17 protein-coding genes are annotated in these 15,623 nt (G+C 32.1%); 11 read left to right on the forward strand and 6 right to left on the reverse strand.

Translation table 11 applies throughout. From position 1 onward, the window contains the following. Positions 1-318: 318 nt before the first annotated feature. Positions 319-573: a hypothetical protein gene (locus tag AB0A59_RS12845; protein WP_458744370.1), complete on the forward strand. Its 255-nt coding sequence runs from the start codon at positions 319-321 to the stop codon at positions 571-573. A 234-nt stretch (positions 574-807) separates the two neighbouring features. Here the strand turns inward: AB0A59_RS12845 and AB0A59_RS12850 are convergent, their stop codons facing one another. Further along, on the reverse strand, positions 808-1,377 hold the full coding sequence (locus AB0A59_RS12850) for a PsbP-related protein (RefSeq protein ID WP_458744372.1): 570 nt from the start codon (positions 1,375-1,377) through the stop codon (positions 808-810). A gap of 707 nt (positions 1,378-2,084) precedes the next feature. On the opposite strand from AB0A59_RS12850, the gene AB0A59_RS12855 reads away from it, so the two are divergent. Both AB0A59_RS12855 and AB0A59_RS12860 read left to right on the forward strand, forming a co-directional pair. Further along, positions 2,085-2,477, forward strand: coding sequence for a hypothetical protein (locus AB0A59_RS12855; RefSeq protein WP_458744374.1), 393 nt, complete (start codon positions 2,085-2,087; stop codon positions 2,475-2,477). 419 nt (positions 2,478-2,896) lie between these two features. Then, positions 2,897-3,445 carry a hypothetical protein gene (locus AB0A59_RS12860; protein WP_458744375.1) on the forward strand — a complete coding sequence of 183 codons (549 nt, stop codon included), beginning with the start codon at positions 2,897-2,899 and terminating at the stop codon, positions 3,443-3,445. Positions 3,446-3,913: 468 nt separating this feature from the next. On the opposite strand, the gene AB0A59_RS12865 is transcribed toward AB0A59_RS12860, so the two are convergent. Further along, complete coding sequence (locus AB0A59_RS12865; protein WP_458744377.1) at positions 3,914-4,732, reverse strand: SDR family NAD(P)-dependent oxidoreductase; 819 nt, start codon at positions 4,730-4,732, stop codon at positions 3,914-3,916. A 296-nt stretch (positions 4,733-5,028) separates the two neighbouring features. Here AB0A59_RS12865 and AB0A59_RS12870 point away from each other — a divergent pair, with 296 nt between their 5' ends. The 3 genes from AB0A59_RS12870 to AB0A59_RS12880 all read left to right on the forward strand — a co-directional run bounded on the left by AB0A59_RS12870 (position 5,029) and on the right by AB0A59_RS12880 (position 8,095). Continuing rightward, the gene (locus AB0A59_RS12870; RefSeq protein WP_458744378.1) at positions 5,029-5,313 is read left to right on the forward strand and encodes a TFIIB-type zinc ribbon-containing protein; all 285 of its coding nucleotides are present in this window, start codon (positions 5,029-5,031) and stop codon (positions 5,311-5,313) included. Positions 5,314-5,848: 535 nt separating this feature from the next. Beyond that, on the forward strand, positions 5,849-6,304 hold the full coding sequence (locus AB0A59_RS12875; RefSeq protein ID WP_458744380.1) for a winged helix-turn-helix transcriptional regulator: 456 nt from the start codon (positions 5,849-5,851) through the stop codon (positions 6,302-6,304). A gap of 285 nt (positions 6,305-6,589) precedes the next feature. Continuing rightward, positions 6,590-8,095 carry an MFS transporter gene (locus AB0A59_RS12880; RefSeq protein ID WP_458744382.1) on the forward strand — a complete coding sequence of 502 codons (1,506 nt, stop codon included), beginning with the start codon at positions 6,590-6,592 and terminating at the stop codon, positions 8,093-8,095. Positions 8,096-8,249: 154 nt separating this feature from the next. On the opposite strand, the gene AB0A59_RS12885 is transcribed toward AB0A59_RS12880, so the two are convergent. The 4 genes from AB0A59_RS12885 to AB0A59_RS12900 form a co-directional block, all read right to left on the reverse strand. Beyond that, positions 8,250-8,720: a pyridoxamine 5'-phosphate oxidase family protein gene (locus AB0A59_RS12885; protein ID WP_458744384.1), complete on the reverse strand. Its 471-nt coding sequence runs from the start codon at positions 8,718-8,720 to the stop codon at positions 8,250-8,252. 494 nt (positions 8,721-9,214) lie between these two features. Continuing rightward, positions 9,215-10,174, reverse strand: a complete 960-nt coding sequence (locus AB0A59_RS12890; RefSeq protein WP_458744386.1) for an alpha/beta hydrolase — start codon at positions 10,172-10,174, stop codon at positions 9,215-9,217. 187 nt (positions 10,175-10,361) lie between these two features. Beyond that, the gene (locus AB0A59_RS12895; protein WP_458744388.1) at positions 10,362-10,781 is read right to left on the reverse strand and encodes a GAF domain-containing protein; all 420 of its coding nucleotides are present in this window, start codon (positions 10,779-10,781) and stop codon (positions 10,362-10,364) included. A gap of 5 nt (positions 10,782-10,786) precedes the next feature. Then, entirely contained in the window at positions 10,787-11,359 is a 573-nt protein-coding gene (locus tag AB0A59_RS12900; RefSeq protein ID WP_458744390.1) for an Lrp/AsnC family transcriptional regulator, read from the reverse strand. 144 nt (positions 11,360-11,503) lie between these two features. Here AB0A59_RS12900 and AB0A59_RS12905 point away from each other — a divergent pair, with 144 nt between their 5' ends. From AB0A59_RS12905 to AB0A59_RS12925, 5 genes are all read left to right on the forward strand, one after another. Continuing rightward, complete coding sequence (locus AB0A59_RS12905; protein WP_458744391.1) at positions 11,504-11,836, forward strand: hypothetical protein; 333 nt, start codon at positions 11,504-11,506, stop codon at positions 11,834-11,836. Positions 11,837-11,957: 121 nt separating this feature from the next. Then, on the forward strand, positions 11,958-12,482 hold the full coding sequence (locus AB0A59_RS12910; RefSeq protein ID WP_458744393.1) for a hypothetical protein: 525 nt from the start codon (positions 11,958-11,960) through the stop codon (positions 12,480-12,482). A gap of 810 nt (positions 12,483-13,292) precedes the next feature. Then, positions 13,293-13,919 carry a DM13 domain-containing protein gene (locus tag AB0A59_RS12915; RefSeq protein WP_458744395.1) on the forward strand — a complete coding sequence of 209 codons (627 nt, stop codon included), beginning with the start codon at positions 13,293-13,295 and terminating at the stop codon, positions 13,917-13,919. Between the two features lie 603 nt (positions 13,920-14,522). Further along, entirely contained in the window at positions 14,523-14,861 is a 339-nt protein-coding gene (locus AB0A59_RS12920; RefSeq protein ID WP_458744396.1) for a DUF2795 domain-containing protein, read from the forward strand. A 337-nt stretch (positions 14,862-15,198) separates the two neighbouring features. Next, positions 15,199-15,594 (forward strand): response regulator, encoded by a 396-nt coding sequence (locus AB0A59_RS12925; protein ID WP_458744397.1) that lies wholly within the window; start codon positions 15,199-15,201, stop codon positions 15,592-15,594. Positions 15,595-15,623 lie beyond the last annotated feature (29 nt).

Raw genomic sequence — 15,623 nt, forward strand, 5'->3', positions numbered from 1 at the left:
TATTTATGGCTGCAGCGTCTGTTAGATACTTATAAAGTATGTTAAAATTACAAGTCAATGAGATATATGTAGACATAAATTACAATTGTCCAACAAGATGGCAATTTTATGATGTCTTGATTAATTATTTAATAGATAATTATCCATATAATAATTTTGAATGTACCGTACAATAGTAAAAACTCATTATAGTAATTTTCATTCTTCCTATAGAAAAACTTTCGACTTCTATATCCGAGTGAAATAATGTATCAGTAACATACTACTATCTTGTGCCGCTTAAATAGTATTATAAACAATACAATTTGAAAAAGATTGATGAAAATTTTAATTATTGCAAATTTTATGCTGTCATTTATTTTGACAGCCTCTTTAGTAAGCAATTCATTGGACCAGGTGGCATTGGCCCAAGACTTATCCGCGATTAAAGATCAAGCAACAAAGTTACTGACCGGAAATGATAATAGTCAAAGAACAGATAATAGTTCGACATCAACTACAGACAATTCCACCTCATCGGACTCATCTCTATCACAAAAAGCAACTGATTCATTAGGTGGATTATTAAAATAGAGTATGATAAGAAGATCTACAGGGGATTTTCCTGTTTTTGATATCAATTTGTTATTTTTGTAGTACCATTATTTTTAAATTCTATCAATTTCCAGAAACAACATATTATCCGTTGAATCGATTAAAAAAGACATCGTGATTCCGGTCAGGATTAATTCCTTATGGTAAAGTCTCTATAATAAAATAAAAATCAGAAGAAATATAGTTTTCTTGTATCTAAATACAAAATAAAGATTATTGTATTTCTGTTATTTCAAATGAATCAATCATATTCTGAATGACAGGCAATGAATCTTCAAATTCTTTAGTAGTTCCACCATAAGTTAATACATAAACCATATCATCTGCTATGGCCCAAATTTGCAAGTTTTTTAGATTTACACCTTCTAAAGTATATGTATATACTATTTGGTGTGCTGGGTATCCAGATAGAGTAGAATTAGAAGACTCAATTAGAGTATAGTTGGAAAACTGGCTTTCTAAGATACTCAGAGATGAATCACTATATTCTTCTAACGTAAGATTTGAAAGATTGGGTTCTGTAGTTACAGCTATGGATTCCGGGGCTTCGTCGGATATCGATAATCTTGGTGATATAAAGGATAGACTTTCTTCTTTAATCCAATCAGAAGGGTATTCTAATGTAAATCCCAGGTTTGGATTATCATATATTAATGATTCACTCATTTCATCTTCACTATTTATTTGAGCCATAGACGCGGGCATAGATTCGACTATACAAAAAGGTAGTGCAATAGACAAGACATACAAAACAGATGTTGTTATTTTACTCGTTATTTTCATACTAATTAATTAATATTTGCAATGTATTAAAAATATAATGTTATAGTTGCTAATTTGGGAGGAAAATAAACCATAATCCTATGCTAGCAAATATTTTGCACAGACCCATGACTAGCCAACATGAATAATTAGTGAATTGAATTTTATTCAGACCGAGCCAACTTCCGAATTAGTAAAATCATTGAAACAGTGATGTTAAAGATATTGCCAAAATTACAATTGTTGAAAACTGTGTAGATTCAGAACGTAAATACAAATACTCTGATATCGACGACTAAAAATTATAAATTTTTTCATTTTGGGTTAAAGTTAAAAATGTAAAAGACGATTTTATCAAATAAAATGTTGGCCATTGATTATCTCAACATTGTCTATTAGTGCATATAGAAATGATAATGAGATGATCATAAGAAGAATTAAAAACTATGGCTAGATCTTCGTCCCTGTGGGACATAAAACCAAATAGAATTTCTAATAATTAATGGATTTAATGTAATTAAGCCCAAGAATCGTGAATAAGTCTTAAAGATGAGAATTACAAAAAAGAGTAGAATTGTTTATCTCTGTATTTCGCATACTTGTTCCCATCTTGGTCTATGGATAAATTAAAGTTATGGTTGTAAAAATTGTTATCGTCTACATGATCGTAGGAGCTTATTGATATAAGGATATAAGGTTAAATGTAATATTATTAGCGTAGGAATAAAATGAAACGCGAGAAAGAAATACAAGTAGTTTTTGGAATCTTATTTATTTTTGGGACAGTATTGATAGCAGCATCAGGCACTTTGAATATATTGAATGCCCAGACAAATTCAACAATAAACCCAGGCCAGACAAATTCAACAATAAACCCAGGCCAGACAAATTCAACAATAAACCAAACTAACACTTTCACCAAGACCCCAGCAAAGACAACATCGGCACAGACAGAAGCCTCAGAGTCAATAAAAGGAGCTATAACAGAGACTGGAAAATTCGTAAGTAATGTTACGGAAAAAATTGTTACATCAAAGACAGCAGGAACATTTCTTAACGAAACTTCAGAAGTACTAGGTGACGCCTATGTTGAAGCTAAAAGGTTCTTTAGTCCTAACTAGTTAAACCAAAAATAAATAATACATATTTTCTCCTATTTTATCTCAAAGGGATACTCTGGGATAATGAGTGCCGATATCGGTATATTAAATAGGATTCTAATATCTATATACTTTGATAATTAAAAAAACTTGTATTCAAAATATAAAGTATAAAATATTTTTAAATAAACTGAAATCAAGAGTTAATGAAATTACAATAAAGTTACTTGTAATATCACTTGCTGTAATGTCTATGACATTAGCTCCGTCACTTATAATTAATAAATCTGCAGATGCTGCATTACATTCGTGTGAAAATACAAAGTGAATAGATTTCATCAGATTCGACTAGCTTTATGTTTTAAAGAAGTACAAAAGATCTTAAAAAATCGAATTTTCCGACTAAATTAAATATTTTGTTGATTAAGATTATATAATTCATGCATGGACCAGACTGGCTTTCCAATCCCATTATTTCAATCGTTTTTCTAATCGTTGGATTTTTATTCTTATACTTTGCATTGAGAACTGAAAAAGAGTATCGAAGACATCAACATCACAATGAGCACAGCGGCATAGAAATCAAATTCATTGGAAAAAAGGTAGTTGACACCAGTAAAGGATGGTTATTTTTTACGCTTTTTATCGGAGGTGCAGCATTAGGTACACACTTTCTATCAGAATACACATTTCATCTTTACGATACAACGTCTATTGATAGTATTACTCACGGGTTATCTGCGATGGGAATAACGGCAATTGTTCTAAATTTTATGATTACAAAGAAGAGAAGGTATTATTTTCCTATTAGTATAGGGGCAGCTTGGATAGGATTTACGCTATGGGAAGTTTATGAATGGATTAGTGTAAGCATTCACGGTCCAACTGGATTCATTCAGACAGAACCCCTAGACATGCTTGTAGATTTATGGGTCGACACGTTAGGAAGTCTTGCAATTTGTTTTATTTATAAAGAATTTACCGACTAAATAAAATTTATTTGATCCACGAAATCAAAGTACTTGTACCAAGGATTTCAAAATATATGAAAGCTAAAATTCATACATTATTTTATAAATAATAAATCCTTATGGAGTTTCAGTAACGCAGGTAAATAGTTCATGGATTATTTTGATCCTTTAAAAATTAAGAAATAGTTTATAATGAAGTAAAAACAAAAGATATAGTTTTACGAAACTAGATCCTAATATATTAAAAGAACCTGACACTTTTTCTATTTAGTTTTTCCCTTTCCAGTATCATAGGAATATAGACAATAGAAATAGTTGAAGCCCAAGGTTGTAATCTTTGTTTTTAACCTTAAAAGGGAACGTATTTAATAATGTTAAATTTCAAAAAATTTTTAATTGACTAAAAAATTTCCAAAATTTGAGGGCATTTATTTTATATATCCAAATGTATGAGTCAGTGACATTTACACTCTGGCCACCGCATAATTAAGCGCCTTGGCCGAGGTATTGCATTAACCCCCCATCGATAAATAAAGTTGTACCATGAATGTATCTGGCATCATCGGAAGCTAAGAATACTGCAGCATGTGCAATTTCGTTTGGCTCTGCTGCTCTCTTTACTGGGATCGACTGGACTTGTTCCTTTCTTACCTGAAGATTATCTATCGCTTCTTGATTCATGGGTGTTAAAACCATTCCTGGAGCAATATTATTTACAGTAATATTTTTTTCTGCTACTTCCAGTGCTAAACAGTATGTAAGATTTCTCAAAGCGCCTTTAGCGGCACAATAATCAGATGCTCCCACTCTAGGGATTTCTTGATGAACACTCGTTATATTTATGATTGAGGCATTCTTTTTATTGTTAGACAATTCTAATTCTTTTAAAAAGTACTTGCAAAAATAAAAAGGCCCATATAAATTGGTGCGAATTTTTTCATCCCATTCTTCAATAGACATATCCTTTACATGCTTTCCAGTACTATCTGTTGCGGCATTATTTACAAGAATAGTAGGGAGTCCGAGTTTTTCTTTTGCTTCCTCATAGACCTTTTCTATATCAGATAAAGACTTTTGATCAAGTTCAACGATAATTACACGTTGTCCTGTTTTCTGTATAGCTTTTCTAGTTTCTTCTATACCTTTTGTATCTTTATGCCTTGTTATGACTATATCAGCACCTTCTTTTGCAAATGCAATAGCTATAGCTTGACCTATGCCAGAATCAGATCCAGTAACAATAGCTATGCGATTTTCGAGTTTCTTTGTATGAGAAATAGATTCATTGCTTTTTTCATTTGACAATACAAATATTCTAACATCAAACCTTAATAGGTATAGATAGACAGAGCATATATGGATAAAATTGTATTTTAAACTTGTTTGTTTAGTTAAATAAATCGCCTAAAATCCAACGATCAACATAAAAACAAGATAAACTCTCTAACCGTAATCAAGTCAGAACTGCATTTTACCATAATGCCGGGTAGATAAGAACTTTAGACTAATTTCGATAAATACTTGTTTATACGCACCATCTTGTTGCTATTGACTTTAATATGGAGCTAATAAGGAATGATCTAAATATTAATTAGCAAAAAATGAAATGTCCTCATTGCTTTTTGGAATTAATAATAACACCGCTATACGACAAAGAAGTGGATAAATGTCCAAAGTGTGAGGGTATTTGGTTAGACAAGAATGATTCAGAAAATACATTTGACTTTATTGATGAAGATGGTGACAAAGATAATACGACATATCAAGATTTTCAACCCAAAGAGAATTCTAATGACGAAAATGTTGAGAATAAACTTGAATATTATTATTATAAAAAGCCATTTAAGGAAAATGAAAAAATCGATGACATGTTTGATTTTGAATAATTGATATTTAATATATAGACATACAAAAATAGATGCAATTAAAATAATACCTTCTTACCGTTATTGTTTGCTATCAGACGTAACCATCTTTCATAATTCTTCATAGAATTCTTTGTAACTGATGGTAATACGCAGGTTTGCCATTGTTTTTCAATAGATTTAATAGTTAATTCAGTCGTTCTGTCAATGGTTCTTCACCATTCTCTTTCTATTATTTTCTTCATTTTATTCATATAAATTTCTTTTAGTGCTGTAAAAAATTAGCTTTCTAATAATTTCTTAATTGTTTCATAGGATCTATGTCACAGCAAGAACGGCTGTTGAAAACATTATCTATTGTATGAGGATGACACTCAAATACCCATGTGCTAATCCGAGTACATCCTGCTTCTTCTCCAATTCTATAGGAAATTTCATAATTTGAGTTATATCGGTTTTCTATCATTGAATATATCACTTTATGATATTAACTATAATATGGTAAGTATATAAACTGGTAAGTGATTAATATGTAAGTAAATATAGGGTTGTTAAGTTGGTAGAACTCAAAACCTCAGAACAGTATCAAGAAAAGGTAGGAAATCCAAGTCGCCAAAAGCTAATAGAGGATATGGAATGCAAATGTTGTCCTGTGTTTAACACCTTTAATATAATTGGTAAAAAATTTTCTCTTTTAATATTACGCAATATGCTTTACGATAAACAAAAACGATTTAACGAATTTTTGAATTCTATAGAAGAGATCAACCCAAAAACTTTGTCAATACGGCTAAAAGAAATGGAAAAGGATGGTCTTATTAAACGTCATGTATATAATGAGACTCCAATTAGGATAGAATACTATCTTACTCAAAAGGGAAAAGAGCTACAACCAATAATGGAACAGATGGCGTTGTTTTCTGTCAAATATTGTTGTGATCAAATATTTGACAATCCCGATCCGGTTAAGATTGAAAAGATAACCGCCAAATCTATTAGAAAGTATATGTAATTAACAGATCTTCTTATATGATTTAAAACTGCTAGTCCCAGATTTGAACTTTAATTAGAGTTTACAGGAAGCAAAACAGGAATTAATTGGAATTGGTGGATCTGCTATTTGGAACAAATAATATTTACATCCTTTTAATCACTACTGTATATAGAATCTATGAGGCAACTTTTTATATCTCTTTTTAATACTATTTATTCCTTCAATTTCTATCAACTTACCAAATCGTCACCTAATATTTTAAATACTTACCTTATTATAGTTAATGAGATAAGGTAAGTAGGCATGACTAAAGATAGAACTGAAAAAAATAATACGATCAACGTAACGACGGTTGTTAGTCGTCATGCGTGGTTAACTTTAGCAATTCTTAGTAGCACTCTATTGACAGTTTTTTTCTCAGAAACCATGCTTCTGCCTGCAATACCAGAGATAATAAAAGATTTGAACATTTCTTATGGAACGGCTGCATGGATATTTAGTGCTTACTTAATTGTAGCTGCAGTAATGACTCCAATTGCTGGTAGACTTTCTGATCTATTTGGAAAAAAGAAAGTATTACTATCATTACTTGTAATATATATAGCAGGACTCACGGCTGGCGGACTAGCAGATAACATAACTTTTCTACTTATTACAAGAATTATTCAAGGTGTGGGGTTAGCAGCAGTTCCAGCTGCATTTAGTCTTCTTAGAGATACATTTCCACCGGCTAAATTATCTATAGCAGTAGGGGTATTTGGATCTGCGTATTCAGCTGGTTCAGTAGTTGGACTATTGGTTGGTGCTAGCATAATCCAAACCTTTGGTTGGCATGCTACTTTCCTAGCTATAATACCTTTCTCCATTGTGGTAACTCTGTTGATTGCAAGATTTGTAAAGGAATACAATGTACCAAATCTATCAAATAATTCAAAGACTCCAGGAGATGTATCAGAGAAAAAAGGAAGACCGTTTTCAATAGATATTAAAGGTATAGTGGCTCTTTCTATTACAATTGCTTCATTTCTTATTGCACTTACAATCATACAAATCGGCGTAAATAATGAAAATATATTACAAATTGCGGGAGCATTCATAATATCTGCAATTTCATTATCTATCTTTGTAGTAATAGAAAGAAGGGCGATACCTCCATTCGTTAACTTGAGATTATTACGAGATGGAATTCTTCTACCTTCATTTATACTATTAATATCTACAGGAATCGCTATGTTCATGATTTATCCAACAATAGTCCAGTTGGTGAGGAGTCCAATTCCGTTGGGTTTCGGAGGTGATTCGATAGACGCCGCAAACGTTCAGTTACCTTTTATGGTCAGTTTCTTGGTGTTTGCAAGCATTACTCCATTTATTCTAAACAAAATTGGCAATATAAAACCAGCCATAATTGGTGGAATCATTAGCCTATTTGGTACATTTGGATTACTAATATTTCATTCAACGGAGTTTGTAGTTTCTGTAAATTTAGCCACGATCGCAGTAGGCCTATCGCTTACAATGACCACAACGTGGAATATTATAGTGTCATCATCCCCAAGAGAATTTACGGGAATATCAGTAGGAATTGGTGCACTATTATTGTTCATAGGTATGGCAATAGGCCCCGCACTGGCTGGAGTATATATGGCAGATCATGAGAATATTGGAACAGTAGAATTATATCCATCAGCTCAGTCATACAACCTAGTTTTTTTTACCGCGGTATTACTTTCGGCAGTATCTATTGGATTTGCGTTTATATTAAGAAAAACGATGTATGCTAGGGTTCCAGCAAAAATACCCGACTAGTATCCCCAATTTTTTTAGAATATTTAAAAGATATTTCAAACTACAAGTCCTCTACATGGGAATGAGTGCTGATATCGGTATATTAAATGGGATTCTAATATCTATATACTTTGATAATTAAAAAAACTTGTAAACAAATATTGTTATAAGTAGGTCAGAACTGCATTTTACCATAATCCCAAGTAGAAAAGAACTTTGGACTAATTTCAACAAGTACAACTTCTCCCTTCTTTGAATCTTCTGAAATCATTTTTGCAATAGGATGGTCTAGTGTACCAAGATATTTCAAACTAATTCTGTCTCCTAGTGGATTGACTATTTTTAGATCTTCAATTATCGTGGCAATACCCTTACCTTTAACTCCCCTGACGGGAGGATTTTCATCATCAATGGAAAAATAAATAGTTGACCTTTTTTGGATATTTTGAGTTTTTCTAGCTGATTTAGATGTGTTTATCCAGAGTTTTTCTCCATCTTTGTCATAGTAAAACCAAACTGGTTGGATATTTGGATCACCTCGTTCATCGATGGTGGCTAACTGCAAATTCAGTGAATTTTCAAGGAATCTCTCTACTTCCTCCTTGCTCATACTAGGAATTTCGGGAGTGGCACTAATAATTTTCATAAAATATCAATCGTACCAATGTAGATAAGAGTTCCTTTTGCATTAGGACCCGCTCTCTAAGGAAATCTTGTGGCTTGAACTAGTTGAACTAGACACATGGTGCCACGAATGATCTCTGTTAGAGATAACATAAATGCAACTATCTGTATTCACTTTGTCGTATGCGAGCATGGTTGTCTTTTCCTTGCTCAGGACTAACTTGTCTGATATAACAAAAAAGCTTTTGTCAGCGATTCAACTTAATTATAAGATATTTCAAAAGTCCTCATCCGTAGGGATCAAGTTACTCGAAGTAAGTGGGTGCTAATGAATATGTCAAGTCTAGCGGATACTGTATAATTATAAAATCACAGATTTTATCCGAACTGAATTGTGATAATATCATAAATATTATCCAGTTATTGATTTCTAGGCAAAAAGTATTATTTTATTGAATCAAATCGTCGTTGATAAATTTTATAAGAAACTAAACTATGCCTAAATTAGACGATTTACTATCCATATAATATCTCTTTTAACATATGAGAAGCTTGATCAATTGCTCCTCTAGCAGCTGGTGTATCAGTAATAGCATTCAACATTACAAAGTCATGAATGGTACCAAGATATCGATTGGCAGTAGTTGGAACTCCAGCTTGCATCAATTTATGGGCATAAACCTCTCCCTCGTCACGTAGTACATCATTTTCCCCTACTAAGATAAGTGTACGAGGCATTCCACTAAGTTGTTCCATCGATGCTTGCAAGGGAGAAACAGTCGGGTCTTTTCTATTAGCATCATCTGAAAGATAATTATTCCAAAACCATTTCATGGCTTCTCGGGTAAGAAAATAACCTTCTTGGTATTTCAAATAGGAATCAGTATCAAAATTCGCATCAGTTACTGGATAAAAAAGTAATTGAAAAGTTATGATGGGACCACTACGTTCTTGGGCCAGCATTGCAACTACAGTAGCCATGTTTCCTCCTACACTATCACCAGCCACAGCTATTCTAGATGTATTTAGATTTAGAGTTTGACCATTTTTTGCAATCCACAATGTAGCAAAATATGCTTCTTCTATTGGTATAGGATATTTTACTTCAGGAGAGGGTGAATAATTAACATATACAATAGCTGCATGGGCACCATTTGCAAGTTCTCTTAACAATCGCTCATGTGTATCAAATCCACCTAGAATCCATCCACCACCATGAAAATACATCACAACAGGAAGATTTTCATTTTTACTGCCCTCCGGTCTAACTATTTTAATTTGTAACTCGCCATTTGGACCATTTGAGATGGTATGATTATCTATCTCTGCAGGAAGCTTTTGAACAGATTTGGATTGTAGACCAGATAAAACAGCACGAGCATCATTAGGAGTTAAAGTATAAAGTGGAGGCCCTTGTAATGATTCTAAAAACTTAAGGGTTTTTTGTTCTACGGTACTATAATCAAATTTACTCATATCGCATATGAGGGTTATCATACTTATTTATCTTTAAAAGAAATTTGAAAAAGGGTTGTGTCAATATATCCAGGTTTGCAAAATGAAAGAAGAAGCACCATCATTATTAGTAACAGTACTCGCCGTGGAGGATTAAGTTCATAGTGGTAATTGGGTTTGTAATTCAACTAAAAAACAGATTGTAGAATCAAGTCATGTTTAACAATTCTTTAGCTTCGTAAAAAGCAGATAATTCTTTTGATATGTGTTCAGCAAATATTCCAAGTAGTTCAAATTCAATAGGTGAAAGAGTCTTTTTACTAAATAATGCGAGCACTCCTATAGGTTTTCCAGCATGTGTAATTGGATAACCTGCAAATGATCTTAGCTTTTCTTTTTCCGCCCATTTGGGGTATTTGATTCTTGGATCATTTATAACATCATTTGTAATTACTGGTTTATTTCTAATAACAATTGTACCTATTTTACTGTTTACCTTTATTGATACTTTCGAAAACTCGCCGGTAATATTCCTATATATCCCTGAACTGAATTTTAAGATAAGGTTTTTGTTATCTTTATCTAACATCCACATTCGTGCAAAGGTAGCATCAAAATATTTGACCAAACTGTCTACTGTGAGTTGAAGCTTGTGTTCAAGCTTTCTGATTTCCTTATTGAATTTATTATTTTGTAAATTCTAAATTTCTTTTCGTTTGATACTTGCTCATCTAATATCGAATAAGGAGTTGCTTTTATGATTTTAGAATCATAAGTTCGATATTCTGAAACTAATTCTGTGAAGCGATTTATAAAATTGTCACTTTCTAATTCATATTGCTCTATAGAATCAAAAACAAAATGACATATCATATCAAAATCCCCACCCATTCTAGCAGAAAATAAACAGAAATGTGATTCGTCAATGTATTTGTTTAATCTATCTAAATGGTTAGAAGTATTCTTAGTAATTTTGAACTTTAATAATATAGTTTTACTGATTTTATCAGAAATAAGAGAGGGATTGAAGATCGGCGAATATCCCAAAATGGTATTAGATTGCTCTAACCTCCTTAACCTATATCGTATTGCTCTCTCTGTTATTTTATGTTCCATTTGTTTAAGATGACCAGCAATTTCAGCTACGGGTATACGAGCATTCTTACTTAAATCTGAAAGAATTACTTTGTCAATTTCATCTATCATCTTATGACAATTAGGATAAGAAGATGCTTATTTCTATTTCGGAAAAAATTAGGTAAGTTATAACTTTTGATTAAAAGGACTCCATAACTTTATTTCCGTTGCGGAAATCTTGGAACATCTTTTGTTTCAATGAAGAATATTACTTTGACTTGTGTATATTATAGTATGCAACCAGATTTATTTGAAATTGATAGAGTAATTGATGACATGGCAAGAGCTTATGCGGCACCCTGTGCTACCACATGGTTTAAGGTAACAGACAACAAGAGACCGACAAAAGAAGAATACAGAATAAAGGTGGTAGAATTTATGAAACATTTTGAGTATGTTCTATCTAATCTGTATCCTGCAAATACACATACAGAATATCTCCGAGATTATGTTAGAAATGGACTACGAAAAGCAATCCATAGTGTAACTAGTGGGAATAACAAAGAAGTTGAAAGACGATATACATACTACACGGATTATAGCTGATAGTTAGGAAGAAAGGCAGTAACAGATTATGTTAAGACTAATAATTCCGCTAATCATAATCTTTATAATTGTAGGAGCTATAAGCTTTTAATTAGCGTTTACTTTTTACCAAAAGAAAAATGTGAATGTCAATCTTGATGGTATTTGTTATGAAATTTTGGGTCCTGCATATGTAGACTATAAACAACTTGAAGCTGAAAGAGAGTTGAGGGTCTTAGCACAGGAATATAATGCAATAGAAGGACCACATGCAATAATACCTATAGTGTATACTGGAACAAAAGGTCAAGTGCAAGATTTTATTTCAAAGTATAATGCCAAAGTAACTGACATTCAAGAAATTGGTGGCGAAATGTATTATAGTAAAGAATACGTCGGCAAAACAATTATCAGAGGAGAAATATCAAAAGAAAGTTTACTTAAGATAATATCTGATTTATCTTTGCTCAAAACAAACTCTAATGAAAACAGCCTATACAACTTAGGAATACAGACTAACACTTTCATAAGTTTACAAGAAAGAGAAAAGATTACATCAGATTCTACTAGCTTTATGTTAGAGGGAATACAGAAAATATTAGAAAATAGAAAAGATAACATTAAGCAAACAGAATGCCGAAGTCCAGTTGATCTAATGGCTGTATAAAGCTCAAAATAAAGGTAGCAGAAGGTCTAATTTTCATCATCTTTAACCTTTATGAATCAGAAACACAGATATCGGTCCACATTTGTTGAGATTAAGTTCCTATGGTAGCAGGGTTCTAATTCAAATGTAGAATTTTCTATGTCCATATAGGATAGAATTTCTAACCCTTTGAGACGAAATCAGTCCTTAGGATTTATTCAATTGTTGTTATCTAACTGTTAGTAACCCCATAGCTTCGATTTTAATAGTATTTCTTCTTCATCTAGCAAAAACAGTATGTACGTGTCAGGGGGAGCGAACAAATCATTTGAAGGAGATTTTACCTAATTCATTTGTGGATCATGATTATAGTTCAAGTTCCGCCAAACATTGTTCCGTATTTATATAATGAGTAACTGAACGTGATATGATTATTATTACCTTATTAATCTCTTTATTATGAGATATCTAATTTTGAATTCTTGATTTGGTTATTTACTAAAGTAACAAACATTGTTGGTCTATATGCTTAATTAACTTTTACAAGCTTTGAAATTTTTACTAGGAACAAGGTTTCACCATATTTTGCCAACTTGGATCGGTCAGATAGAAAAACAAATATAACGATTTCTGATACTATAAGATAGTAACCTATCAATATTAGGTTGTTAAGTTTGAGTTATACCCATAAGCAAAGCTCGGTACTAAGAGACCCCATTAACAAAATAGGCTTTTTGAATATTCGAATTCTTAGCGCCTATCCTATCTTATGGGAAGGCCAAAAGGACTTTATGTAATCTTTAATTGCAACTTTAGATAATTTACTAATGTTTGAATAAAAATAATCTAAAGAAAATCATTTATTCAGTTATAGTTTTATCACTAATTATAGTAACATTTTATTTGGTTTCGCCCCTATTTATATCAACAGAAGTAAATGAACCCCTTCCTCCGAATATCAATAATTCTGTTGCATTTGAAGAATTCACAAGGATGACCGAGGATGAGAGGACAAACATGGCAAGAAGCATGACTAATGAACAAAAAAACCAAATGTTAGTTCAATTTGCGGAATTGGGGAATAATAGTAGGATAAATGATGATCTCCATACTAATGTCACGACCAAATCAAATCAATCATCAGAATCAGCAACATTTGTAGGGGTTAATGATGGTATCCATAATGCTGAAGGCCTAGCAAAGATAATCCCTTTGTCGGATAATAGTAATATATTAAGACTAGAAAATCTGAAGGTCACAAATGGACCTGATCTGTACGTCTATCTATCTACAGATAAGGGCGCTTCTGACTATGTCAATCTTGGGAAATTAAAATCTAATAACGGGAATCAAAATTACAACCTACCTCCTGATACCGACTTATCAAAGTATAATACGGTATTAATCTGGTGTAAAGCATTTTCGGTTCTATTTGGTAGCGCTGAATTCGATACATGAGAAAAAGCAATAACTGGAGATGAAGTTAAATCTGCATTCTATTTGATACCAAGTTATAAAGTTAATAAATTCTTTTAATTAAATCTCTGGCTAATTAGAGAAAATTAGCATCAAATATTCCAATTGTACTAAAAGAGTTTATTCGTTTTAAAAAACTATTAGTATCAATTTAAAGATCTGGAACAGATCTGGAATATGCTTATAATCAAATAATAACTAGGAAGCACTTTTTTTATAGAACACGACTCCTTCTTGTTATGGTATCGGATCTGCTATTATCAATAAGCACAATAAAATATTGGTTATGATATATTATAACTTTAGTAAAAAAATTTAGCTGTAGAAACTTTTATTATCATTATTTATGATGAAGAGTAATTACGTTGTCTAACCTACTATAATGGTTATATTGATGAAGGAATTCTCATAATGTGAAGATGCCCATCAACATTTTGCGATCATCTCCAACTTAACTAGATTTTCATTAACTAAAAGCCATGGCTAACCTTCATTCACATACAGTTTTATAATATTTGGTTAGAATGAAAGTTTCATCCAATTCGACTAAATTGTCCACTCCAATTAATATTAAGGTTATATAATTTGACGAACATACATGATATGAACCAAGAAAAAAATGACCAAATTCCGCGATCTGGTGGACCAGAAAGTAAAACAGGCAAGATGATAAATGAACAAAATGCCGTTGAGGGTCAGAGAAAAGAAGTTAATGTAGAAAATTACGCTCTAGTTTCAGAGATTGGACAATTGTTAAAGGACGTAGATTTTCCAGCAGAAAAGAACAAGATCCTTGAATTTGTACGAGGTCACCATGTAGTTCAAAATAAAGAAAAGATTTTAGATGTGTTAAGTGATTTGGAGGATAAATCTTATAATAACGTGTCTGATGTTACTACTTCGGCAGGACTAGTTTACAGATAAATTTTCCTGTATTATTTGTAATTTAATTTTACCGAAACCAAAGTTTCTTTATTCTCTAATTAACCGAATTCATTTAACTCTTAAATTTATACTACAATCGGTCTATCTTCATTGATCAAAACCTTTGATTGAAATAAGAATCACAATATATTAGTAGCAGTGCTTATCCCGTCGGAATTAAGTTCCTAATGGTAACTGCGCGCCACCAAACTAAGAAATATACACGTTTATTGATTTTCGATCACTAGTAAACCGTTTAGATTAGTAATCTCATTACAAATTGTTTTTAGAATAATTTTTATCTTATGTTTATATAGAATGACACGTACTATAAGACATGTCCACACCCCCAGCTGCAATGGTGGTGGACGATGATGAAGAACTTGCAAGTCTTTTTAGGAGACTGTTAGAAGGGTCTGGTTATAATTCTGTTTCTTTCACCGATCCGCTCTTAGCACTCAAACATTTTAAGGATGATCCTCAAGGATATTGGTTAGTAATTGCAGACCTAAAAATGCCTAATCTGAACGGAATCGATCTTGCTAAAAGAATAAGAGATCATAGCTCTTCTGTAAAAATTCTCCTTATTACTGGATTTTTTGATGACGAATATCTCAATGGCGATGAATTTAAAGAAGCACGTATATCAAAGGTTTTGCATAAGCCCGTAAAACTAAAAGAATTATCAAGATGTGTACATGAACTTTGTTTTTCCAATGTAACGACCCAATGACATAAATAATATCTGGCAATATCGACGAA

Source organism: Candidatus Nitrosocosmicus sp. T (genome assembly GCF_054408485.1).

Excerpts from the sequence above, each read along its gene's own strand:
- AB0A59_RS12845 (WP_458744370.1), top strand. The coding sequence starts at position 319 with ATGAAAATTTTAATTATTGCAAATTTTATGCTGTCATTTATTTTGACA.
- AB0A59_RS12850 (WP_458744372.1), bottom strand. The coding sequence starts at position 1,377 with ATGAAAATAACGAGTAAAATAACAACATCTGTTTTGTATGTCTTGTCT.
- AB0A59_RS12855 (WP_458744374.1), top strand. The coding sequence starts at position 2,085 with ATGAAACGCGAGAAAGAAATACAAGTAGTTTTTGGAATCTTATTTATT.
- AB0A59_RS12860 (WP_458744375.1), top strand. The coding sequence starts at position 2,897 with ATGCATGGACCAGACTGGCTTTCCAATCCCATTATTTCAATCGTTTTT.
- AB0A59_RS12870 (WP_458744378.1), top strand. The coding sequence starts at position 5,029 with ATGAAATGTCCTCATTGCTTTTTGGAATTAATAATAACACCGCTATAC.
- AB0A59_RS12880 (WP_458744382.1), top strand. The coding sequence starts at position 6,590 with ATGACTAAAGATAGAACTGAAAAAAATAATACGATCAACGTAACGACG.
- AB0A59_RS12885 (WP_458744384.1), bottom strand. The coding sequence starts at position 8,720 with ATGAAAATTATTAGTGCCACTCCCGAAATTCCTAGTATGAGCAAGGAG.
- AB0A59_RS12890 (WP_458744386.1), bottom strand. The coding sequence starts at position 10,174 with ATGAGTAAATTTGATTATAGTACCGTAGAACAAAAAACCCTTAAGTTT.
- AB0A59_RS12900 (WP_458744390.1), bottom strand. The coding sequence starts at position 11,359 with ATGATAGATGAAATTGACAAAGTAATTCTTTCAGATTTAAGTAAGAAT.
- AB0A59_RS12925 (WP_458744397.1), top strand. The coding sequence starts at position 15,199 with ATGTCCACACCCCCAGCTGCAATGGTGGTGGACGATGATGAAGAACTT.